This window comes from Polaromonas sp. P4_F9 (genome assembly GCF_056401235.1).
Map to the genome: position 1 here is coordinate 21,475 of NZ_JBFUJT010000024.1, position 18,537 is coordinate 40,011.

Genomic DNA, 18,537 nt, shown 5'->3' on the forward strand with positions numbered 1-18,537 from the left:
ACCAGAAGCCAGGGGATCTGCCATGAACCAGCACCAGACCCGGCACGGCCTCAGCGACACTGCGGTGCTCGAAGGGCTGCGCGGGCACCTTCTGCCGCTGGCAGACCATGACCGCGCCCATGACCCCTTGATGCAGCTGATCGGGCAGGCCCGCTTCGCGCTCCTCGGCGAGGCCTCTCACGGCACGCAGGAGTTTTACCGCGAACGGGCCGAAATCACCAAACGCTTGATCACCGAGAAAGGATTTAACGCCGTGGTCATCGAAGGCGACTGGCCCGACGCCTTGCGTGTTAACTGCTATGTGCGCGGCGTGTCGGACGATACGGACGCGGTTGCCGCGCTGTCGGGCTTCCAGCGGTTTCCAGCCTGGATGTGGCGCAACACGGTGGTGGTCGATTTCGTCGAATGGCTGCGCGATCACAACAGCGGACGAGACCCCAGACAGCAGGCCGGCTTTTACGGGCTGGACCTCTACAGCCTGTTCAGCTCCATCCAGGCAGTACTCGCCTATCTTGACAGAACCGATCCGCAAGCCGCGCGCCGCGCCCGCTACCGCTATGCCTGCTTCGACCACGCGGCGGAAGACAGCCAGGCCTACGGCTACGCCGCCGCCTTTGGCCTGGGAGCGAGCTGCGAGGACGAGGCGGTGCAGCAGCTGCGCGACATGAACCGCCGCGCCAGTGAGTTTTCGCCGGTTAACGGCCTGGAGTGGGACGAGGCTTTCCACGCCCAGCAGAACGCACGCCTGGTGCACAACGCCGAAGAGTACTACCGCACCATGTTTCATGGGCGTGTCTCCTCGTGGAATCTGCGCGACAGCCACATGGTGGAGACCCTCCAGGCGCTGGACCGCCACCTGAGCGCCAATGGCCCGCCGCCGCGTATCGCGGTGTGGGCGCACAACTCTCACTTGGGTGATGCCTCGGCCACCCAGAAGGGCGAGCGGGGCGAATGGAATGTGGGTCAACTCATGCGCGACCGCTACGCGGGCGACGCCGTACTGGTGGGCTTCAGCACCCATCATGGCTGGGTCACGGCCGCATCGGATTGGGGTGAAGCCGCACACCGCAAGCGGGTGCGTCCGGGTCTGCCCGGCAGCTGGGAGGACATGTTTCACCAGACGGGCTCGGCCCGCTTCATGCTGGCGCTGCGTGACAACGCGGCTCTGCGCCCCCTGCTGGCGCCGCTGCGGCTGCAGCGGGCCATCGGCGTGATCTACCGGCCGGAAACGGAACGCCACAGCCACTACTTTCACACCCACCTGGCCAGCCAGTTTGATGCGGTGATCCACCTGGACGAGACCGGTGCGCTGGAGCCCCTGGACAAAGGCCCGGTCTGGAACACCGGTGAGGCGCCCGAAACCTTCCCCTCCGGCATCTAATGCCGGCGTCTAATCCCGGCGTTCGCCAGGGATCAACCAGGTATCAGTTCCTTCATCTGCCCCGGATTGTCGAGAATCGGGGTGTGGGCCTCATTTCGTTCGCCCGTGGTATCTTCGGGGCTTGGTATGTGCGCTGGCGCACGGACTTTTCACAGCGCATCTGTAAAACTTCCGGAGTCCTTGAAAGACTTCTCACCCTCCCCGGCCAGGATCCTGGAAGCGCCGCCCACAGTCGGCACTTCGCAGGATCGTCGTTACTTTTACAGAAACATGGCCCATGTCACCCATTTCAAATCTGAGCGTTCTTGACGCCATTGCCAAAGCCGACGGCATAGAGGTCAAGCGCCAGGAAGCCCTGCTCAAGACCGGCGCGCTGCAGACCGCCATCCTGACCAGCGAAAATTTCTCCATCATCGCGACCGACGAGAAAGGCATCATCCAGCTCTTCAACGTCGGTGCCGAGCGCATGCTGGGCTATATGGCGGCCGAAGTCGTCAACAAGATCAACCCCAGCGACATCCACGACCCGCAGGAAGTGATGGCGCGGGCGCAGGCGCTGAGCGTGGAGCTCGCCACCACCATCACGCCGGGCTTCGAGGCGCTGGCCTTCAAGGCCTCGCGCGGCATTGAGGACATTTACGAGCTGACCTACATCTGCAAGGACGGCAGCCGCTTTCCGGCCATTGTGTCGATCACCGCCCTGCGTGACGATTTCGGCACCATCATCGGCTACCTGCTGATCGGCACCGACAACTCGGTGCGCAAGCAGGTCGAAGTGGCCTTGAAAGAAGCGATGGCGGTGGCCGAGAAGGCCAACCTCGCCAAATCGGATTTTCTGTCCAGCATGAGCCATGAGCTGCGCACGCCGCTCAGCGCCATCCTCGGCTTTGCGCAGCTGATCGAGTCCGGCACGCCGCAGCCGACGCCGTCGCAAAAGCGCAGCGTGGACCAGATCCTCCAGGCCGGCTGGTACCTGCTGGAACTGATCAACGAAATTCTGGACCTGGCGCTGATCGAGTCCGGCAGGCTGTCGCTGTCGCTGGAGCCGGTGTCGCTGGCGGAAGTCATGCTCGAATGTGAAACCCTGGTCGAATCGCAGGCCGCCAAGCGCGGCATCCGCGTGGCTTTTCCGCAATTTTCCCTGCCCTGCTTCGTCAGCGCCGACCGCACACGGCTCAAGCAGGTGCTGATCAATTTACTGTCCAACGCGATCAAGTACAACACCAGCGGCGGAACGGTGGCGCTCAAATGCGTGAACGTTTCGCCCCAACGCATACGCATCTGCGTGGAAGACACCGGCGAAGGCCTGAACCCGGCCAAAATCGCCCAGCTCTTCCAGCCCTTCAACCGCCTGGGCCAGGAGGCCAATACCGAACAAGGTACCGGCATTGGCCTCGTGATGACCAAGCGGCTGATCGAGCTGATGGGCGGCGTCATCGGCGTGGAGAGCATTGTCGGCCAAGGCAGCGTGTTCTGGATCGAAATGGACCTCACCGAGGAACGTGAGCTTCACCCGGAGCTGGCCAGCCTGGCGCCGGCCCTGCAAAGCCAGGTGCCGACGGATCCCCGCGCCCACACCCTGCTGTATGTGGAAGACAACCCGGCCAACCTGATGCTGGTGGAAGACCTCATCGCGCGCCGCTCCGACATACGGCTGCTATCGGCCCGGGATGGCATCAGCGGCATCGCGATGGCCAAGGCCTCGCAGCCCGACATCATCCTGATGGACATCAACCTGCCGGGCATCAGCGGCATCAAGGCGGTGCAGATTCTGTGCGCGGACCCCTTGACGGCGCATATTCCGGTGGTGGCGCTGAGTGCCAACGCCATACCCCGCGACATTGAAAAAGGCATGGAGGCCGGCTTCTTCCGCTACCTCACCAAACCCATCCGGATCAATGAATTCATGGACACCCTGGACCTGGCGCTGAAGTTTTCCAAAACAAAGTCCCGACGCCCTCCCGTACCGGAGAAAACCGCATGAACACCGAATTCGACATCCTGAACGCCAGCATCCTGGTGGTGGACGACCAGGCCGCCAATGTGCAGCTGCTGGAGCAGTTTCTGGGCAACACCGGCTACACCCGCGTCCGCTCCACCATGGACCCGCTGGAGGTGGCCGGTCTGCACGCGGAACACCGCTATGACCTGATCCTGTTGGACCTGAAAATGCCCGGCATGGACGGCTTTCAGGTGATGCAGGAGCTCAAGAAAAACACCAGCGACGACTACCTGCCTGTCATCGTCCTGACCGCGGAGCCGGGCCACAAGCTGCGCGCCCTGGAAGCCGGTGCCAAGGACTTCATCAGCAAGCCCTTTGACCTGGTTGAAGTCAAAACGCGCATCCACAACATGCTGGAAGTCCGTCTGCTGTATAAAAAACTGGACAACTACAGCAAGCTGCTGGAGCACGCCGTGCACCAGGGCACGGTCGAGATCGACGAAGCGCGAAGGCAGTAAACGCCTGGTTCTTGGCGGGGGGCCGGACGCCGGACGGCTCAATGAAAGTCCCGGCTGGAGGTGCCCAGCCGCCCCAGCAGCGGCGTGAGGTCTTCCAGCCGGTGCGCCACCAGGTTGCGCACTGCGCCATAGCCTTTGGCGGTGCCGCTTTCTTCACTGCGCTGCCACACCCCATACACCGCCAGCAGGCGGGCATGCAGTACCTCGGCGCGTTGCGCCTCCCGCAATGATTTCCACACGATCACGTTGACCGGGCCGGTTTCGTCTTCCAGCGTGACGAAGATGGTGCCATTGGCCGTTTGCGGCTGCTGGCGCACGGTGACGATGCCGCAGCCGGCCACCTCTTCGCCGTCGGGCAAGGCATTGAGCTCGCTGGCGGTCAGCAGGCCCTTGCGCGCCAGCCGTTCCCGCAGCAGCGCGACCGGGTGGCGCCGCAGCGTGAGGCCCGTGGCTTTGTAGTCGAACAGGATGTTCTCGCCTTCGGGCGTATCGGGCAGCGCCAGCGGTGTTTCATGCGTGGGCACGGACTTGAGCAAGCCCGGCGCCGGCTTGATGGCCGAGGCGTCCCACACCTGCTGGCGCCGGTGGCCGGACAGGGGCAGCAAGGCATCGGCGGCGGCCAGCGCGTTGATTTCCAGCGTATTGAGTCGGGCGCGCGACACCAGGTCTTCCGTCGAGCTGAAAGCCGCCTGCGCTCGCGCCTCCACCAGACGAATGGCAGCGTCTTCGCGCAGGCCGGACACCAGGCGCAGGCCCAGCCGCACCGCTGGCTGCCCTGCATGGATGCCGGGATGGCGGGGCATGACAGGTTGCGCAGCCGCCGGCTCCAGCGTGCAGTCCCAGTCGCTGTACATCACGTCCACGGCGCGCACCTCCACGCCGTGCCGGATGGCGTCCTGCACCAGTTGCGAGGGCGAATAAAAGCCCATGGGCTGCGAATTGACCATGGCCGCCAGAAAGCAGGCCGGTTCGTGGCACTTGAGCCAGCAGCTCACGTAGACCAGCTTGGCAAAACTGGCGGCGTGGCTTTCGGGAAAGCCGTAGTCGCCGAAGCCCAGGATCTGGCTGAAGATGCGCTCTGAAAATTCGGCGCTGTAGCCGTTGTTGACCATGGCATTGACCAGGCGGCCATGAAAGCGGTCCACCCCGCCCTTGCGTTTCCAGGCCGCCATGGAGCGGCGCAGGTCGTCGGCCTCACCGGGCGTAAAGTCGGCGGCGATCATGGCGATCTGCATCACCTGCTCCTGGAAGATCGGGATGCCCAGCGTGCGTTCCAGGGCCGGGTTGAGCGCCGGGTATTCAGGCTTGATCTCGCCGCCCGTCCGGAGGATTTCGCGATTCTTCAGATAAGGGTGCACCATGCCGCCCTGGATAGGCCCCGGCCGGACGATGGCGACCTCCACCACCAGGTCGTAGTAATTGCGCGGCTGCAGGCGCGGCAGCATGGACATCTGCGCGCGGCTTTCGATCTGGAACACGCCCACCGTGTCGGCCTCGCAGATCATGTCGTAAGTTTGCGGGTCTTCCAGCGGGAGGGTGTGCATCTGGTCATCGCATTGCCGGGTTTCATTGACCAGGCCCAGGCAACGTCTGATGGCCGACAGCATGCCCAGCGCCAGCACATCGACCTTGAGCAAACCCATCGCCTCCAGGTCGTCCTTGTCCCACTGGATGATGCGGCGGTCTTCCATCGAGGCAGGCTGCACCGGCACCAGCCGCGTGAGCTTGCCCTGCGTCAGCACAAAACCACCGACGTGCTGGCTGAGGTGGCGCGGAAAACCAATCAGCTGCGCCGACAAATCAAGCCACTGCAACACCGGCCCCGCCTGGCCCGCCAGGCCGGCTTGCCTGATTTTTTCTTCCAGCACCTCGCTGCCGTCAAACCAGAAATGCTCTTTGGCGAACTGGTCGATCAACTCGGGCGCCATCGCCAGCGCCTTTCCCACATCGCGAATCGCGCTGCGCGGCCGATAGCGGATGACGGTGGCGGCAATGGCGGCGCGGTCATGCCCGTACTTTTTATAGATGTACTGGATGACCTCTTCGCGCCGCTCGTGCTCAAAGTCCACATCGATGTCAGGCGGTTCGCTGCGTTCGCGGCTGATGAAGCGCTCAAACAGCAGATTGCTTTCAACCGGGTTGACGGCCGTGACGCCCAGGCAGTAGCAGACCGCCGAATTGGCCGCCGAGCCGCGCCCCTGGCACAGGATTTTCTGCTCATTCGCAAAGCGCACGATGTCATGCACGGTGATGAAGAACATCTCGTATTCAAGCTCTTCGATCAGCGCCAGTTCAAACGCAAGCTGCGCCCCGATTTTCCGGGGAATACCGCGCGGATAGCGTGTGTGGGCCCCCTGCCAGGTCAGCCGCCTGAGCCAGCGTGCGGGCGTTTCGGCAGGCGGCACCATGTCTTCCCGGGGGTAGCGGTAGAGGTTGCGGATCTCGTCGAGATTGAAGCTGCAGCGCGCCGCCACCTCCAGCGTGGCACGCAGCAGCGCGGCCGGGTAAATGCCGGCCAGCCGCATGCGCGGGCGCAGGTGCGCCTCGGCATTGGCCTGCAGCGCAAAGCCACATTCATGCACCGGCCTGCCCAGCTTGATGGCCGTCATCACGTCGTGCAGCGGCTTGCGCGAGCGCTTGTGCATCAGCACGTTGCCGGCCGCCACCAGACGTATGCCAGTGTGCTCTGCAACCTCCTGCAGCTGCTGCAGGCGCAGCGCGTCGTCCAGGCCCTGCAGCAGTTCGACGGCCAGCCAGGCATTCGGGCCAAACAGTCCTTTGGCCCAGGCAGCGTGCGCGCCCAGCGCTTGCACATCGATGGCGTCGGGCAAGGGCGACAGCAGGACTTCGCAATCGGCCAGCCGGGAAAAATCCGTCTTACCCATGGCAACGCGATAGCTGCCTTTTTCCACCTCGTCACCGGCGCGGCGCGCCTCGGTGATGAACTCGCACAGGTTGCCCCAGCCCGCGGCGTTGTGGGGCAGCACCACCAGCCTGAACGCATGGCCGTCCTGCACCAGGAACTCGGCCCCCGGCAGCAACTGCAGACCGAGCTCCCGGGTCACTTCATGCGCCCTCACCACACCGGCCACCGAGCATTCGTCAGTGATGGCCAGCGCCTTGTAACCCAGCTTGAAAGCCCGCTCGGCCAGCTCCTGAGCATGCGAGGCGCCGCGCTGGAAGCTGAAATTGCTCAACGCATGCAGTTCGGCGTAATCGGGCAGCACGTAGGCGGACATGCGTTCCCCTCAGGCAAAAAAACCGTGCAGGTACCAGGCGCGCTGCCGCGCGGCCTCGGGTGTGGCGCCCAGCCTCTCGCTGTAAATCCAGAGCAAGGCGCCCTGCTGGCTGCGGTAAATGAAGTAGTCGCGAAGCGCCCACGGCTTTTCACACAGCCCGGCGCCGCGGGCGGTGTTGCTGTCGGCCAGCAGCCATTCGGCGGCCTCCAGCCGCTGCGGCCCCGTCAGGCGGTGCAGCTTGCCCTGATAGACCGGGCTGTTGCCGACAGTGGCCAGCTTGAGCGGCTCGGGCAGCAACCAGGTCGGGTACAAAGCTTCGGTCTTGATCTCCGGACAGGAGGTTTTTGAAGCATCTCTTGAACGTTTCAAACCTCCAGCCCGGACAGGATTTTTATGCGCAGCGATCGATTGAATCGCCCCCCTGGCATGAACCCAGCGTTGCATCAGCTCCGGCCGATGGTCCGCGCAAGGCTGCCAGGCCTGCACCTGCGCATCGCCCAGGCGGGCGCTCAGCCGCTCGACCAGCTCCACCACGCTGTCACCCTGTTGGCGCACCTCCATCAGCAGGCTACCGGTGGCGGCGGCCGAGTCGGCCAGCAACTCGGTGGCCAGTGACTGCAAGGTCAGGCTGTGCACCGGCGCCGGCAGCTTTTGCTGGGCCAGGTGCTCGGCCACCAGCCGCGCCACATGGCGAAGGTCTTGTGCGGGCTGGGCCGTGCGGATCTCCAGTTCGCCGGTCGGCGCCACGTCGCGGCGCTTGTCCAGGTGCCAGATGATTTTCAGGGCGCACAGCCCGCTCTGGCGCCCGAGCAGCCAGGCGTGCAGATGGACCAGCAGCCGCTCCACGCCCGCCATCAACGCGGGGGCGTGGGTGACCAGTGCGTTGAGTTCCAGTTTTTCCTCAAAGTGCTCGGGCAGCACCTGCCACTCGTAGTTGTCGGGCGTGCTGCCGCGGGCGCGGTCCAGCGCCTCCAGCAACTCCGCGCCAAAGCGCCGGGCCACGCCGTCACGCGGCAGGCGCAGCAGGTCGTCCCAGTTGCGGCAGCCAATGCGCTCCAGCACGCCCAGATGCGGGCGGGCAGCCGTCAGGGTGTGCATGGGCAGGTCGGCCACGCGCTTTTTCACGACGATATCAGTCTGAGTCTGAGTCTGTCCATCTTGCAGCCGCAAACGGCCAAGCGCTATCAAGGACGTCGCGCCTTGCGCCCGTTTTACCTGAGCCTGCAACCCGTTTTCTTCAAAAAAAACAGCCAAACGCTGCTCCAGCAGCTGCATCAGCCGCGCCAAGCCGCCAAAGAGGCGCAGGCTGCCCGTCACGTCCATCAGCACGGCCTCGTCCACCAGCGCCACACGCGGCGTAAAGCCCAGTGCCATGCTGGCCACCGCCCGTTGCACCGCAGCGGCGTCCAGCACCTGGCGGGCGGCTGGGCCCGGCTCAGTGGTGGTCGAGATATGCAATGCGATCCAGCAGCGCATGGATGGGGCCCTGAGGTGAAGTGACAGGAGGCGACACCAGCGAAGGCAGCAGCATGAGCGCCGGAACGCCGGCTTCTTCCCGCTGGCGCCGCGCTCTTTCGCGGCTGGCGGCCAGCAGCTCCGCCAGCCGGGCCGGCCGGGTATCGAGCAGCACCGGCGCGGCCAGAGGCGGGCCACGGCGTTTGAGCACACGGACCAGCAACTGGCCCGCCTCGTTCACCGCGCCTTCAATCAGCAAACGCAGCGGCGCGGGCGACGACTCATGCTGCGCCCGCAGCGGCCTGAAGACAAACAGCAGCTTGTTGTGCGCATGGGCCGCAATCTGCAGACGGCGCACGTGCGCGCTGCGCGCATCGGGCAGCCAGGCCAGCACGCTGTGCACGTCGGCGCACTGCAAGGCTTCACGCGTGGCCCACAGCAGCGACGGCGCGTCACCGGGTTTTCCGTGAATGCTGAGCAGGCGCTGCATATTCAACTGGCGCGCGCCCAGCGCCGGGCCAAAGGGCTGCCAGGGCACGCCCACCAGCACCGTCAACAAATCAGGCACCGCCGCCTGCACGCAAGCCAGGGCCGGCACGACCAAACCCCATTCATGCAGTCCGGCTTGCGGCTGCAGCACTTCCACTAACGCACCCTGCGGCCAGCCGCCGCCGGGCAACACATGGTTGAGCGCCGCATAGCCCGTGTCCACGGTCTGCAGGCTCGCGCTGCCCAGCTCGCCCGCGCGCCACACGTGGGCGAGGTCCGGCACGGTGCGGGCCACAGGAATCGGAGAAAGCATGGGATGGGCTCAATCGGGTAAAACACCCAGCCAAATAACTGGATATAAACACAGTATATTGCCTGATTCAAGCCCCGTGCAATTACCCCTTCGCCCGGCTCGGGCGTGCGCCGCCCTCCCCTGTCAAGGGACTGACTTCATTGAGAAAAGAAAATGGAAAAGGGAAAAAGCGCCAGGGTGCAGCCGACCCGGCGCTTGATGAGAAGGCGTTGCGCTCAGCGCTGGCGTGCCAGGCGGGCGATCAGGACCAGCCCCACCAGGCCAATCGTCACAAAGCACAGGAAGGACCAGTTGGCAATCGAGCCGCCCAGAAAGGTCCAGTCAATTTTGGTGCAGTCGCCACTGCCCTTGAAGATCATGGGAATCGCGCGCTTGAGCGGAAAGGTTTCGATCATTCCGTAAAAGTCACGGCCGCAGGAGGCAATCTCAGGTGGGTACCACTGCAGAAAACTCTGGCGGGCCGCCACAAAGGCACCAAAGCCGGACAGCAGCACCAGCAAGCCCGAGCCCGTGATCAGCAGCCCCCTGCTTTTGGCTACTGCGGTGATACCTGCAACCACAGCCACCAGCACCAGCGCGTAGCGCTGCACGATGCACATGGGGCAAGGCTCTAGGCCCACCACATGCTGCAGATACAAACCAAAAGCCAGCATGGCCACACAAGCCAGACACACCAGCGCCAGCACACGGCGTGGCAGCGCGTCGAAATACGTCAAAAACATCAGCTTCCCTTTAATCAATATACGAATTGTCCGCTGGTTCGTGAGCCTGGGCGGCTAGAAGTTCCCGGGCGGCGCCAACTGGTTGATGGCAAGCGCCTTGGGCAATGAGTTCGCGATTTCCCCTTTTGCAGGATGCTCGTGTTGCGAAGAGGCATCAAGAGAAGTCAAAGCAGGAAAACCGCGCACAGCATAGTCGGTTTTGGCCCTTTTTCAGGCATAGTGCCTGTGTCCCGCAGCTTGCCCCGCAAGGTGAACCGTGGAAAACATATGGGCGGCGACTTTGGCGAAAGCAATATACCTACTCATTTATCCAGCATAGCGTCTCAACTCCATGTCAAAAAACAGTTATTTCAAGTTTGGCGCGCCGTGTTATTTCGCAGGCGGGCACGTTATTCCGCAGTTTTGCGGGATATATCAAAGTTAGGCTGCTCGTGGAAGCAGCGTCCCCACTCCAAAAAGTACAAGAGGCAACATGAGCACCAAATATCAGATCTTCATTAGCTCTACGTTTGACGACCTCAAAGAGGAGCGTTCGCAGGTAATAAAAGCGATCCTTGAAATGGGGCACATTCCCGTGGGGATGGAAATGTTTAGCGCTGCCGACGAGGAGCAATGGAAGTTAATAGCGCGACAAATCGACGAGACGGACTACTACGTCGTGATCGTGGGGCACCGCTACGGATCAATGATTGACGGCATAAGCTACACGGAAAAAGAATTCGCTTATCAGCGGTTCCAAAAGCGGCTTCATCGGAGGAGTCCGAAGATTTGCCAAATACCGTCCCAGCTAAGAAATCTGCAAGTAAGCGCAGCAACAAGTGAGGCTCGCGGCCTGACCCATACATCGAGCGGACGCCCCAAAGCCTTCGGCTTTGTGCCGCCGCTCATGTCAAACGTCATCCCTCCACAAACACCCTCGCCTTGCGCGGCGTCACCACCAGCATGTCGCCTTCCCGCAAGCCCATGTCCTTAAACTGCTGCGACGGCATCTGGGCTTCAATGAGGGAGTCGCCTGACGCGTTCCCTTTCTGCTCGTAGCCTTCGACCGGCATCAGCTCCAGCCGCGCAATCGGGCCGATCACGATGGCGCGCTCCAGATGCGCGACGATGCCTTCGGCGCCCGGTGAATAACGCTGCACTTCCAGGTCGTGCGGACGCACATAGGCAAAGGCCCTGGCGTCCTGTGCGTCGGCATGCTCGGGGGAATCGATGCGCAGGCCTTCGAGATGCACTTCGCCTTCATGGGCGCGGCCGTGAAAAAGATTCACGTCGCCCAGAAAGCCGTAGACGAACGGGCTGGCCGGGTGGTCCCAGACCTCTTGCGGGGACCCAATCTGTTCGACCTTGCCGGCATTCATCAGTACCACGCGGTCGGCCACTTCCAGGGCTTCTTCCTGGTCGTGCGTCACAAAGATGCTGGTCACATGCAGGTCGTCATGCAGGCGGCGCAACCAGCGGCGCAATTCCTTGCGCACCTTGGCATCAAGGGCGCCAAATGGCTCGTCGAGCAGCAGCACCTTGGGCTCCACGGCCAGGGCGCGTGCCAGCGCAATACGCTGGCGCTGCCCGCCTGAAAGCTGCGACGGAAAGCGGTCGGCCAGCCAGTCGAGCTGCACCAGGTTGAGCAGCGAATGCACTTTCTCCTTGATCTGCGCGTCGCTGGGGTGCTGTCCGCGCGGCCCGAACCAACGTTTTTTTATGCGCAGGCCGAAAGCGACATTTTCAAACACCGTCATGTGACGGAACAGTGCGTAGTGCTGGAAGACGAAGCCCACCTGCCGTTCGCGCACATGCACGTCGGTGGTGTCTTCTCCGCTGAACAGAATGCTGCCGCGGTCTGCCGTTTCCAGACCGGCAATGATGCGCAGCAGCGTGGTTTTGCCGCAGCCCGAGGGGCCGAGCAAGGCGACGAGTTCGCCCGATTCAATGTCCAGGCTCACGTCGCCCAGCGCCTGGAAGTCGCCAAAGTGTTTGCTGACGTTACGGATTTCGATGCTCATAATTTTCTCTTTTTCTTGCTCCCTCTCCCACCGGGAGAGGGTTGGGGTGAGGGCCGGCGTTGGCTACGGGGTGGGGCCGCCCTCACCCTAGCCCTCTCCCAGGGGGAGAGGGGATAACACGGGACGTTCAGGCGGCAAATCAGCCGCGGCCTTCATGTCTGCTTCGTGGCGCCATTCCGCCACCGACTTGATGGCCAGTGTGACCAGCGCCAGAATGGCCAGCAGCGAAGCCACGGCAAAGGCGGCCACCGACTGGTATTCGTTGTACAAAATTTCCACATGCAGCGGCAAGGTGTTGGTTTGCCCGCGGATGTGGCCCGACACCACGGAGACCGCGCCAAACTCGCCCATGGCCCGCGCATTGCACAGGATCACGCCGTAGATCAAACCCCACTTGATGTTGGGCAGCGTGACATGCCAGAAGGTTTGCCAGCCGGTGGCGCCCAGCACAATGGCGGCCTGCTCTTCGTCGTTGCCCTGGGCCTGCATGAGCGGAATCAGCTCGCGCGCGATGAAGGGAAAGGTCACAAACACGGTCGCCAGCACGATGCCGGGAACGGCAAAAATGATCTTGATGTCGTGCGCCTGCAGCCAGGGGCCAAACCAGCCCTGGGCGCCAAACAGCAGCACATAGATCAGGCCGGCCACCACGGGCGAGACGGAAAACGGCAGGTCCACCAGCGTCGTCAAAAACGACTTGCCGCGAAACTCGTACTTGGCAATGGCCCAGGCTGCGGCCACGCCAAACACCAGATTCAGCGGCACGGCCACGGCGGCGGCAATCAAGGTGAGCTTGATGGCCGACCAGGCGTCGGGTTCCTGCAGCGCGGCGATGTAGGCACCAAAGCCCTTGCGCAAGGCTTCGGTGAACACGGCGGCCAGCGGCAGCACGAGAAACAGGAACACGAATAAAAGAGCACCCGTGATCAGCGTGTAGCGCACCCAAGGCGACTCCGTCGTTCCGGCCGTGACACGGCGAACGGGTTGGGCAGGAGTGCGCTGCGAAGGACCGCCCCGAGCAAGGACAGCCCCTTTTCCGTCGGCGAGGGGCAGCGCAACGCCGGAGGCACGCGTAGCGACAAGCGTGGGGGCCTGTTTATCGCTCATGCCGGCGCTCCTGCGTTGCGGCGCTGCCAGGCCTGTAATGCGTTGATGACCAGCAGCAGGATGAATGACAGCACCAGCATCACCACGGCCACGGCGGTAGCACCGGCATAGTCGTACTGCTCGAGCTTGCCGATGATGATGAGCGGCGTGATCTCCGAAATCATGGGCATGTTGCCGGCAATAAAGATAACCGATCCGTACTCGCCAATCGCCCGCGCAAAGGCCATGGCAAAACCCGTCAGCAGCGCCGGCATGATGTGCGGCAGGATGACCTTGGTGAAAATCTGCAGGCGTGTGGCGCCCAATGACGTTGCGGCTTCTTCGAGTTCTTTCTCCGCATCTTCCAGCACCGGCTGCACCGTGCGCACCACAAACGGAAGACCCACAAAAATCAGCGCAATCACCACGCCGGCCGGCGTGAAGGCCAGCTTGATGCCCATGGGTTCCAGGTACTGGCCGAGCCAGCCGTTGCCGGCCAGCAGCGCCGTGAGCGAAATGCCGGCCACGGCCGTGGGCAGCGCAAAAGGCAAATCCACCAGCGCATCAACCAGCTTTTTGCCGGGAAACGTGTAGCGCACCAGCACCCAGGCCACCAGCAGGCCGAACACCAGGTTGACGAGCGCAGCGATCAGCGACGCGCCAAACGTGAGGCGGTAAGAGGCCAACACGCGCGGCGAGGTCACGGCTATCCAGAACTGATCCAGGCTGAGCGTGAACGTTTTGAAGAACAGCGCCGAGATCGGGATCAGCACGATCAGGCTGAGGTACAGCACGGTGTAACCCAGCGTAAGGTGAAAGCCGGGCAACACCCGCCGGGCAGCCCGTTTGCCGCCCGCAGGCGAGCCCGGCAGCACCGCGGCGGGCGCTGCAACAGAAGACAAGGCAGTCATGACTGGTGGGCTTACTTGACGGTGTAAAGCTTGTCGAACTGTCCGCCGTCATTGAAGTGGACTTTTTGCGCTTCACTCAGGGAGCCAAACAACTCCTGCACAGTGAACAGCTGCACGGGCTTGAAGGTGTTGGCGTACTTTTTGAGCACGGCCTGCGAGCGCGGGCGCAGCGCATGGCGGGCGGCAATTTCCTGGCCTTCGTCCGAGTAGAGGTAGTTGAGATACGCCTTGGCAAGGTCTGCCGTGCCCTTCTTCGCCACGGTACGCTCCACCACGGCCACCGGGTTTTCAGCCAGGATGCTGATGGACGGGTAAATCGCGTCCACCTTGCCTTCGCCAAACTCCTTGTTCACCGACAGCACTTCCGATTCGAAGGTGATCAGCACGTCGCCAATATTGCGTTGCAGGAACACCGTGGTGGCATCGCGCCCGCCCTTGCCCAGCACGGGTACGTTTTTGTAGAGCTTGCCGACAAACTCGGCGGCCTGCGCGTCGCTGGCGCCCTTCTTCTTCGCATAGCCCCAGGCCGCCAGGTAAGCGTAGCGGCCGTTGCCGCCGGTTTTGGGGTTGACCACGATCACCTGGATGCCCGGCTTGACCAGGTCATCCCAGTCCTTGATGCCCTTGGGGTTGCCGTTGCGCACCAGGAACAGCATGGTGGAGGTGGTGGGCGAGGCATTGTCCGGAAAGCGCTTGGCCCAGTCTTTGGCCACGACACCGGCATTGGCCAGAAACTCCACGTCGGTGCTGGTGTTCATGGTCACCACGTCAGCGTCCAGGCCATCGGCCACGGAGCGCGCAATGGCGCTGGAGCCGCCGTGCGACTGGTCGACCTTCACATCCTTGCCGGTGGTTTTCTTGTAGTGGGCAATGAAGGCTGCGTTGTAGTCCTTGTAGAACTCGCGCGCCACGTCGTACGAGCCGTTGAGCAAAGTTTGCGCCGAGGAGATGCCGCCCGTGACCAGCGCCAGGGTTGCAAGAGCGATTTTGAATTTTGAAGTCATGCCGTTTCCAGGGATCCAAGAGAGGAAGAAGAAGGTGAAGAAGATGTTAAGGATGAGGATGAAAAACCAGGGTGGGCCGCCGTCAGGGGCGCATCGCCTGCCAGCGACTGCAACAGGGCCATGCCCAGCGGCCATTCGCCATGGCCCGACTCGATGTTGATGTGGCCCGCGTCCTGCATCCGCACCAGTTCGCTGCCCCAGGCGCGGGCATAGGCCCCGGCCAGGCGCACCGGGCAGTACGGGTCATTGCTGCTGGCCACCAGCACACTGCGGTAAGGCAGCTTTTGGTGAGGCACCGGAGCGAAGTCGCTGAACACGGCACGCCGCTCGGGGTCGGCCGGCGCCACCAGCAAGGCTCCCTTGATGCGCTCTACCGCCTCAGGCGGCAAATGCGCGCTGGCAATGCAGCCCAGGCTGTGCGCCACGATCACCACCGGTTCGTCCTGCAGCGCGATGGTACGGGCGATGGTGTCCACCCAAGCTTTGCGGGAAGGCGTGATCCAGTCGTCCTGCTGCACACGCGCCGCGCCATGCAGGCGCTCGGCCCACAAGCTCTGCCAGTGGCCGGGGCCGGAGTCGCGCCAGCCGGGAACAATGATGAAGCGCAAAATGATGATCCTCAGCGGGTTTCAAGCAAGTGAGCCACGCCAGGCGCCACTGCGGGCAACGGCACTGCCGTTTGCAAGCCGGGGCCGCGAAACCGGCTTTGCCGGGCCGCAGGCGCAGCGGCCCCCTCGGGGGGCAGCGCATTACGCGAAGCGAAAAACGTGGGGGCCATTTACTTGTTGGGCTGCGGTGTGATGCGCAGGTAAGGCTTGACGGCCTTGAATCCCTTGGGAAAACGCTGGGCCAACTCGGCCGGGTCCTGCAGGCTGGGCACGATGATCACATCGTCGCCGTCTTTCCAGTTCACGGGCGTGGCCACCTTGTAGCCGTCGGTCAGCTGCAGCGAGTCAATGACACGCAGAATCTCGTCGAAATTGCGGCCGGTGCTGGCGGGGTAAGTGAAGGTGGTGCGAATCACCTTTTTCGGGTCGATGATGAACACGCTGCGCACCGTGGCCGTGGGGCCGGTGCTCAAGGCGTTCGGGTGAATCATGTCGTACAGGTTGGCCACCTTGCGGTCAGCATCGGCCAGGATGGGGAAGTTCACCGTGGTGCTTTGCGTCTCGTTGATGTCATTCACCCACTTGCCGTGCGACTCCAGCGGGTCCACGCTGATTGCGATGGGTTTGACATTGCGTTTGGCAAATTCGCTGCCCAGGGCTGCGGTTTTGCCCAGTTCGGTGGTGCATACCGGCGTGAAGTCAGCGGGGTGGGAAAACAGCACAACCCAGGAATCGCCCGCCCACTCGTGAAAGGAAATCTTCCCTTCTGTGGAGTCTTGTGTGAAGTCAGGGGCGATGTCGCCGAGTCGGAGAGTTGCCATGGTTTGTTCCTTGTGATTGCTGAACTAAAAAAGGCATTGTGGGGAGCAAGCGTTAAAACTCAAAAGAATATATATCTCTTAATTTATCTCTACTTTTGCATAACAATGTTTTGGGTTGATAGTTTTAAGTTTGGCCGTCAGGCTTGGTTTTGTGCTTTCGGGTGGGGGAGGTCTCCTCTGGGGGTTGTTGGCTGGGCCCACCCCCGGCCAACCAGCCTAATAAGAGCCCTGAACCTTAAGCCAGACTATCACCCCTCATACGCTCCCCCAGGTAATCCAGAAAACTTCTCACCGCAGGCACCTGACCGCGCCGCGACGGAAACACGGCATGGGCCACGCCGGGCCTGGGCGCCCAGCCGGGCAGCACGGGCACCAGCAACTGGGCCTGCTGCTCTGCGGCGCTAAGCGAATTGGGTAAAAAGCTTATGCCCGTACCCGCCAGCACGGCCAGCTTGAGCGTCTGTAAATCGTCAGCCACATAGCGCGGCTGGTGCTGCAACACGAACTCTTGCCCCTCGGGCCCCAGCAGGGTCCAGGACGAACGGCCATCCACCCATGACATGGCCACGGTGTCCAGCTTCATCAGGTCTTCGGGCTTTTCGGGTCTTCCCTGGCGGGCCAGCAGCGTTGGGCTGGCCAGCAATTCGCCGCCGCTCGACCCCAGGTTTTTCACCACCAGGCTGCCACTGTCTTCCAGCGTGGGCCTTATCCGCAGCGCAATGTCTATGCCCTCCTCCACGAGATCCACCACCCGGTTGGTCACGCGCATGTCGATCTTGACCTGGGGATGCAGCGCCATGAAGCGCGGCACCAGGTAGCCCACCGTGCTTTGCGCCAGCGTGACCGGGCAGGTAATGCGCACGGTGCCGCGGGGCTCCACCTGGATCTGGGCCACCGCTTCGGCGGCCGCCAGGGCTTCATCCCGCATGGCACTGCAGTGGCGCAGGTAGATCTCGCCTATTTCTGTCAGCGAGAGCTTGCGGGTGGTGCGCTGCAACAGTCGCACGCCGAGTCGCAGCTCCAGCTCGGCCACCCGACGCGACAGGCGCGATTTGGGCAGGCCCAGCGAGCGCCCCGCGGCTGCAAAACCGCCCCGCTCTGCCACCTCGGCAAAGTACAGCATGTCATTCAGGTCCTGCATGAAATTCCTCCGTTTTTGATCTTGTAGCGGGTGTAGCGGGTGTAGCGGGATTCAGGGCACAGATTAGCCACATAGGCAGGACAATCTATCGCATTTTTGCCGACTTATCAAACAATCGACACACCCGCACAATCTATCCATGGCTGCGATTCATGGTGAATACGGCCAACAACCTGATTCAACTTCAACCCAAGGAAATTCATCATGAGCAAACTGCTTCACATCGACTCCAGCATTCTTGGCGGCAACTCGGTTTCCCGCCAACTCACGGCACAAATCGTCGCCTCGTGGCGCGCCAGCAACCCCGGCACTGAAGTCAGCTACCTGGACCTGGCGATGGAGACCCCCAGCCACCTGTCGGCCGAATCCCTCGGTTTTCGGGCCCCTGCCGGTGCTGAGCTGAACGACGCGCAAAAACGTGAAAACGCCATTTCTGAAGCCCTGGTGTCCCAGTTTGTGGCGGCCGATGTGATCGTGGTCGGTGCTCCGCTGTACAACTTCGCCATTCCCAGCCAGCTCAAGGCCTGGATTGACCGCGTGGCACAAGTTGGCCGCACCTTCAAATACACCGACACAGGCCCTGTTGGCCTGGCCGGCGGCAAAACCGTGATCGTTGCCTCTACCCGTGGCGGCGTGTACTCCACCAGCGACGCTGCCAGCGCCATGGAGCACCAGGAAAGCTACCTGAAGGTGGTGTTTGGTTTCTTCGGCATCACCGACGTACGCTTTGTGCGCGCCGAAGGTCTGGCCATGGGCGAAGGGGCCAAGGCCGCAGCGCTGGCAGCGGCTGAAGTTGAAATCAAGGCACAAACCACGGTGGCAGCCAACCAGCCCCTGGCCGCATTGGCCGCCTGACGTCTTCAGGCACCCACAAAAAAGCCTGCGGTTGCGGGCTTTTTTTTTGCAT

Annotated in this window: 16 protein-coding genes; 5 read left to right on the forward strand and 11 right to left on the reverse strand. The window is 62.7% G+C overall.

The window, feature by feature from the left end:
- Positions 1-22: 22 nt before the first annotated feature.
- The 3 genes from AC1DUB_RS19600 (at position 23) to AC1DUB_RS19610 (ending at position 3,841) form a co-directional block, all read left to right on the forward strand.
- The gene (locus AC1DUB_RS19600; RefSeq protein ID WP_477730893.1) at positions 23-1,381 is read left to right on the forward strand and encodes an erythromycin esterase family protein; all 1,359 of its coding nucleotides are present in this window, start codon (positions 23-25) and stop codon (positions 1,379-1,381) included.
- A gap of 277 nt (positions 1,382-1,658) precedes the next feature.
- On the forward strand, positions 1,659-3,365 hold the full coding sequence (locus tag AC1DUB_RS19605; protein ID WP_477730894.1) for a PAS domain-containing hybrid sensor histidine kinase/response regulator: 1,707 nt from the start codon (positions 1,659-1,661) through the stop codon (positions 3,363-3,365).
- Entirely contained in the window at positions 3,362-3,841 is a 480-nt protein-coding gene (locus AC1DUB_RS19610) for a response regulator (RefSeq protein WP_477730895.1), read from the forward strand. Before AC1DUB_RS19605 ends, AC1DUB_RS19610 begins: the two co-directional genes overlap by 4 nt.
- A 38-nt stretch (positions 3,842-3,879) precedes the next feature.
- Here AC1DUB_RS19610 and AC1DUB_RS19615 read toward each other — a convergent pair whose 3' ends face one another.
- The 4 genes from AC1DUB_RS19615 to AC1DUB_RS19630 all read right to left on the reverse strand — a co-directional run bounded on the left by AC1DUB_RS19615 (position 3,880) and on the right by AC1DUB_RS19630 (position 10,059).
- Entirely contained in the window at positions 3,880-7,080 is a 3,201-nt protein-coding gene (locus AC1DUB_RS19615) for an error-prone DNA polymerase (protein ID WP_477730896.1), read from the reverse strand.
- Between the two features lie 9 nt (positions 7,081-7,089).
- Entirely contained in the window at positions 7,090-8,556 is a 1,467-nt protein-coding gene (locus tag AC1DUB_RS19620; RefSeq protein WP_477730897.1) for a Y-family DNA polymerase, read from the reverse strand.
- The gene (imuA, locus tag AC1DUB_RS19625; RefSeq protein WP_477730898.1) at positions 8,516-9,337 is read right to left on the reverse strand and encodes a translesion DNA synthesis-associated protein ImuA; all 822 of its coding nucleotides are present in this window, start codon (positions 9,335-9,337) and stop codon (positions 8,516-8,518) included. Before imuA ends, AC1DUB_RS19620 begins: the two co-directional genes overlap by 41 nt.
- Positions 9,338-9,552: 215 nt before the next feature.
- Positions 9,553-10,059: a disulfide bond formation protein B gene (locus AC1DUB_RS19630; protein WP_477730899.1), complete on the reverse strand. Its 507-nt coding sequence runs from the start codon at positions 10,057-10,059 to the stop codon at positions 9,553-9,555.
- 472 nt (positions 10,060-10,531) lie between these two features.
- Between AC1DUB_RS19630 and AC1DUB_RS19635 the strand changes: the two genes are divergently transcribed.
- Positions 10,532-11,032, forward strand: a complete 501-nt coding sequence (locus AC1DUB_RS19635) for a DUF4062 domain-containing protein (protein ID WP_477730900.1) — start codon at positions 10,532-10,534, stop codon at positions 11,030-11,032.
- Here AC1DUB_RS19635 and AC1DUB_RS19640 read toward each other — a convergent pair.
- The 7 genes from AC1DUB_RS19640 to AC1DUB_RS19670 all read right to left on the reverse strand — a co-directional run bounded on the left by AC1DUB_RS19640 (position 10,956) and on the right by AC1DUB_RS19670 (position 17,630).
- Positions 10,956-12,059: a sulfate/molybdate ABC transporter ATP-binding protein gene (locus AC1DUB_RS19640; protein WP_477730901.1), complete on the reverse strand. Its 1,104-nt coding sequence runs from the start codon at positions 12,057-12,059 to the stop codon at positions 10,956-10,958. The two genes, AC1DUB_RS19635 and AC1DUB_RS19640, sit on opposite strands and share 77 nt — an antisense overlap.
- Positions 12,060-12,146: 87 nt before the next feature.
- Positions 12,147-13,166, reverse strand: a complete 1,020-nt coding sequence (cysW, locus tag AC1DUB_RS19645; RefSeq protein WP_477730902.1) for a sulfate ABC transporter permease subunit CysW — start codon at positions 13,164-13,166, stop codon at positions 12,147-12,149.
- Positions 13,163-14,056: a sulfate ABC transporter permease subunit CysT gene (gene cysT, locus AC1DUB_RS19650; RefSeq protein ID WP_477730903.1), complete on the reverse strand. Its 894-nt coding sequence runs from the start codon at positions 14,054-14,056 to the stop codon at positions 13,163-13,165. The genes cysW and cysT overlap by 4 nt, the downstream gene beginning before the upstream one ends.
- Positions 14,057-14,067: 11 nt before the next feature.
- A complete protein-coding gene (locus tag AC1DUB_RS19655; protein ID WP_011483295.1) occupies positions 14,068-15,060 on the reverse strand; it encodes a sulfate ABC transporter substrate-binding protein in 993 nt (330 codons plus the stop codon).
- Positions 15,057-15,668, reverse strand: a complete 612-nt coding sequence (locus tag AC1DUB_RS19660) for an RBBP9/YdeN family alpha/beta hydrolase (protein WP_477730904.1) — start codon at positions 15,666-15,668, stop codon at positions 15,057-15,059. Before AC1DUB_RS19660 ends, AC1DUB_RS19655 begins: the two co-directional genes overlap by 4 nt.
- A 170-nt stretch (positions 15,669-15,838) precedes the next feature.
- The gene (locus AC1DUB_RS19665; RefSeq protein WP_477730905.1) at positions 15,839-16,489 is read right to left on the reverse strand and encodes a peroxiredoxin; all 651 of its coding nucleotides are present in this window, start codon (positions 16,487-16,489) and stop codon (positions 15,839-15,841) included.
- Between the two features lie 235 nt (positions 16,490-16,724).
- A complete protein-coding gene (locus tag AC1DUB_RS19670; protein ID WP_477730906.1) occupies positions 16,725-17,630 on the reverse strand; it encodes a LysR family transcriptional regulator in 906 nt (301 codons plus the stop codon).
- Positions 17,631-17,834: 204 nt separating this feature from the next.
- On the opposite strand from AC1DUB_RS19670, the gene AC1DUB_RS19675 reads away from it, so the two are divergent.
- Positions 17,835-18,485 (forward strand): FMN-dependent NADH-azoreductase, encoded by a 651-nt coding sequence (locus AC1DUB_RS19675; RefSeq protein WP_477730907.1) that lies wholly within the window; start codon positions 17,835-17,837, stop codon positions 18,483-18,485.
- Positions 18,486-18,537: the final 52 nt, after the last annotated feature.

What these genes read in the sequence shown, in the direction of transcription:
- AC1DUB_RS19605 (WP_477730894.1), top strand. Translation starts at nt 1,659, where the DNA reads ATGTCACCCATTTCAAATCTGAGCGTTCTTGACGCCATTGCCAAAGCC.
- AC1DUB_RS19665 (WP_477730905.1), bottom strand. Translation starts at nt 16,489, where the DNA reads ATGGCAACTCTCCGACTCGGCGACATCGCCCCTGACTTCACACAAGAC.
- AC1DUB_RS19640 (WP_477730901.1), bottom strand. Translation starts at nt 12,059, where the DNA reads ATGAGCATCGAAATCCGTAACGTCAGCAAACACTTTGGCGACTTCCAG.
- AC1DUB_RS19615 (WP_477730896.1), bottom strand. Translation starts at nt 7,080, where the DNA reads ATGTCCGCCTACGTGCTGCCCGATTACGCCGAACTGCATGCGTTGAGC.
- AC1DUB_RS19670 (WP_477730906.1), bottom strand. Translation starts at nt 17,630, where the DNA reads ATGCAGGACCTGAATGACATGCTGTACTTTGCCGAGGTGGCAGAGCGG.
- imuA (WP_477730898.1), bottom strand. Translation starts at nt 9,337, where the DNA reads ATGCTTTCTCCGATTCCTGTGGCCCGCACCGTGCCGGACCTCGCCCAC.
- AC1DUB_RS19655 (WP_011483295.1), bottom strand. Translation starts at nt 15,060, where the DNA reads ATGACTTCAAAATTCAAAATCGCTCTTGCAACCCTGGCGCTGGTCACG.
- AC1DUB_RS19675 (WP_477730907.1), top strand. Translation starts at nt 17,835, where the DNA reads ATGAGCAAACTGCTTCACATCGACTCCAGCATTCTTGGCGGCAACTCG.
- AC1DUB_RS19600 (WP_477730893.1), top strand. Translation starts at nt 23, where the DNA reads ATGAACCAGCACCAGACCCGGCACGGCCTCAGCGACACTGCGGTGCTC.
- AC1DUB_RS19610 (WP_477730895.1), top strand. Translation starts at nt 3,362, where the DNA reads ATGAACACCGAATTCGACATCCTGAACGCCAGCATCCTGGTGGTGGAC.
- AC1DUB_RS19635 (WP_477730900.1), top strand. Translation starts at nt 10,532, where the DNA reads ATGAGCACCAAATATCAGATCTTCATTAGCTCTACGTTTGACGACCTC.
- cysT (WP_477730903.1), bottom strand. Translation starts at nt 14,056, where the DNA reads ATGACTGCCTTGTCTTCTGTTGCAGCGCCCGCCGCGGTGCTGCCGGGC.
- cysW (WP_477730902.1), bottom strand. Translation starts at nt 13,166, where the DNA reads ATGAGCGATAAACAGGCCCCCACGCTTGTCGCTACGCGTGCCTCCGGC.
- AC1DUB_RS19620 (WP_477730897.1), bottom strand. Translation starts at nt 8,556, where the DNA reads ATGCGCTGCTGGATCGCATTGCATATCTCGACCACCACTGAGCCGGGC.
- AC1DUB_RS19630 (WP_477730899.1), bottom strand. Translation starts at nt 10,059, where the DNA reads ATGTTTTTGACGTATTTCGACGCGCTGCCACGCCGTGTGCTGGCGCTG.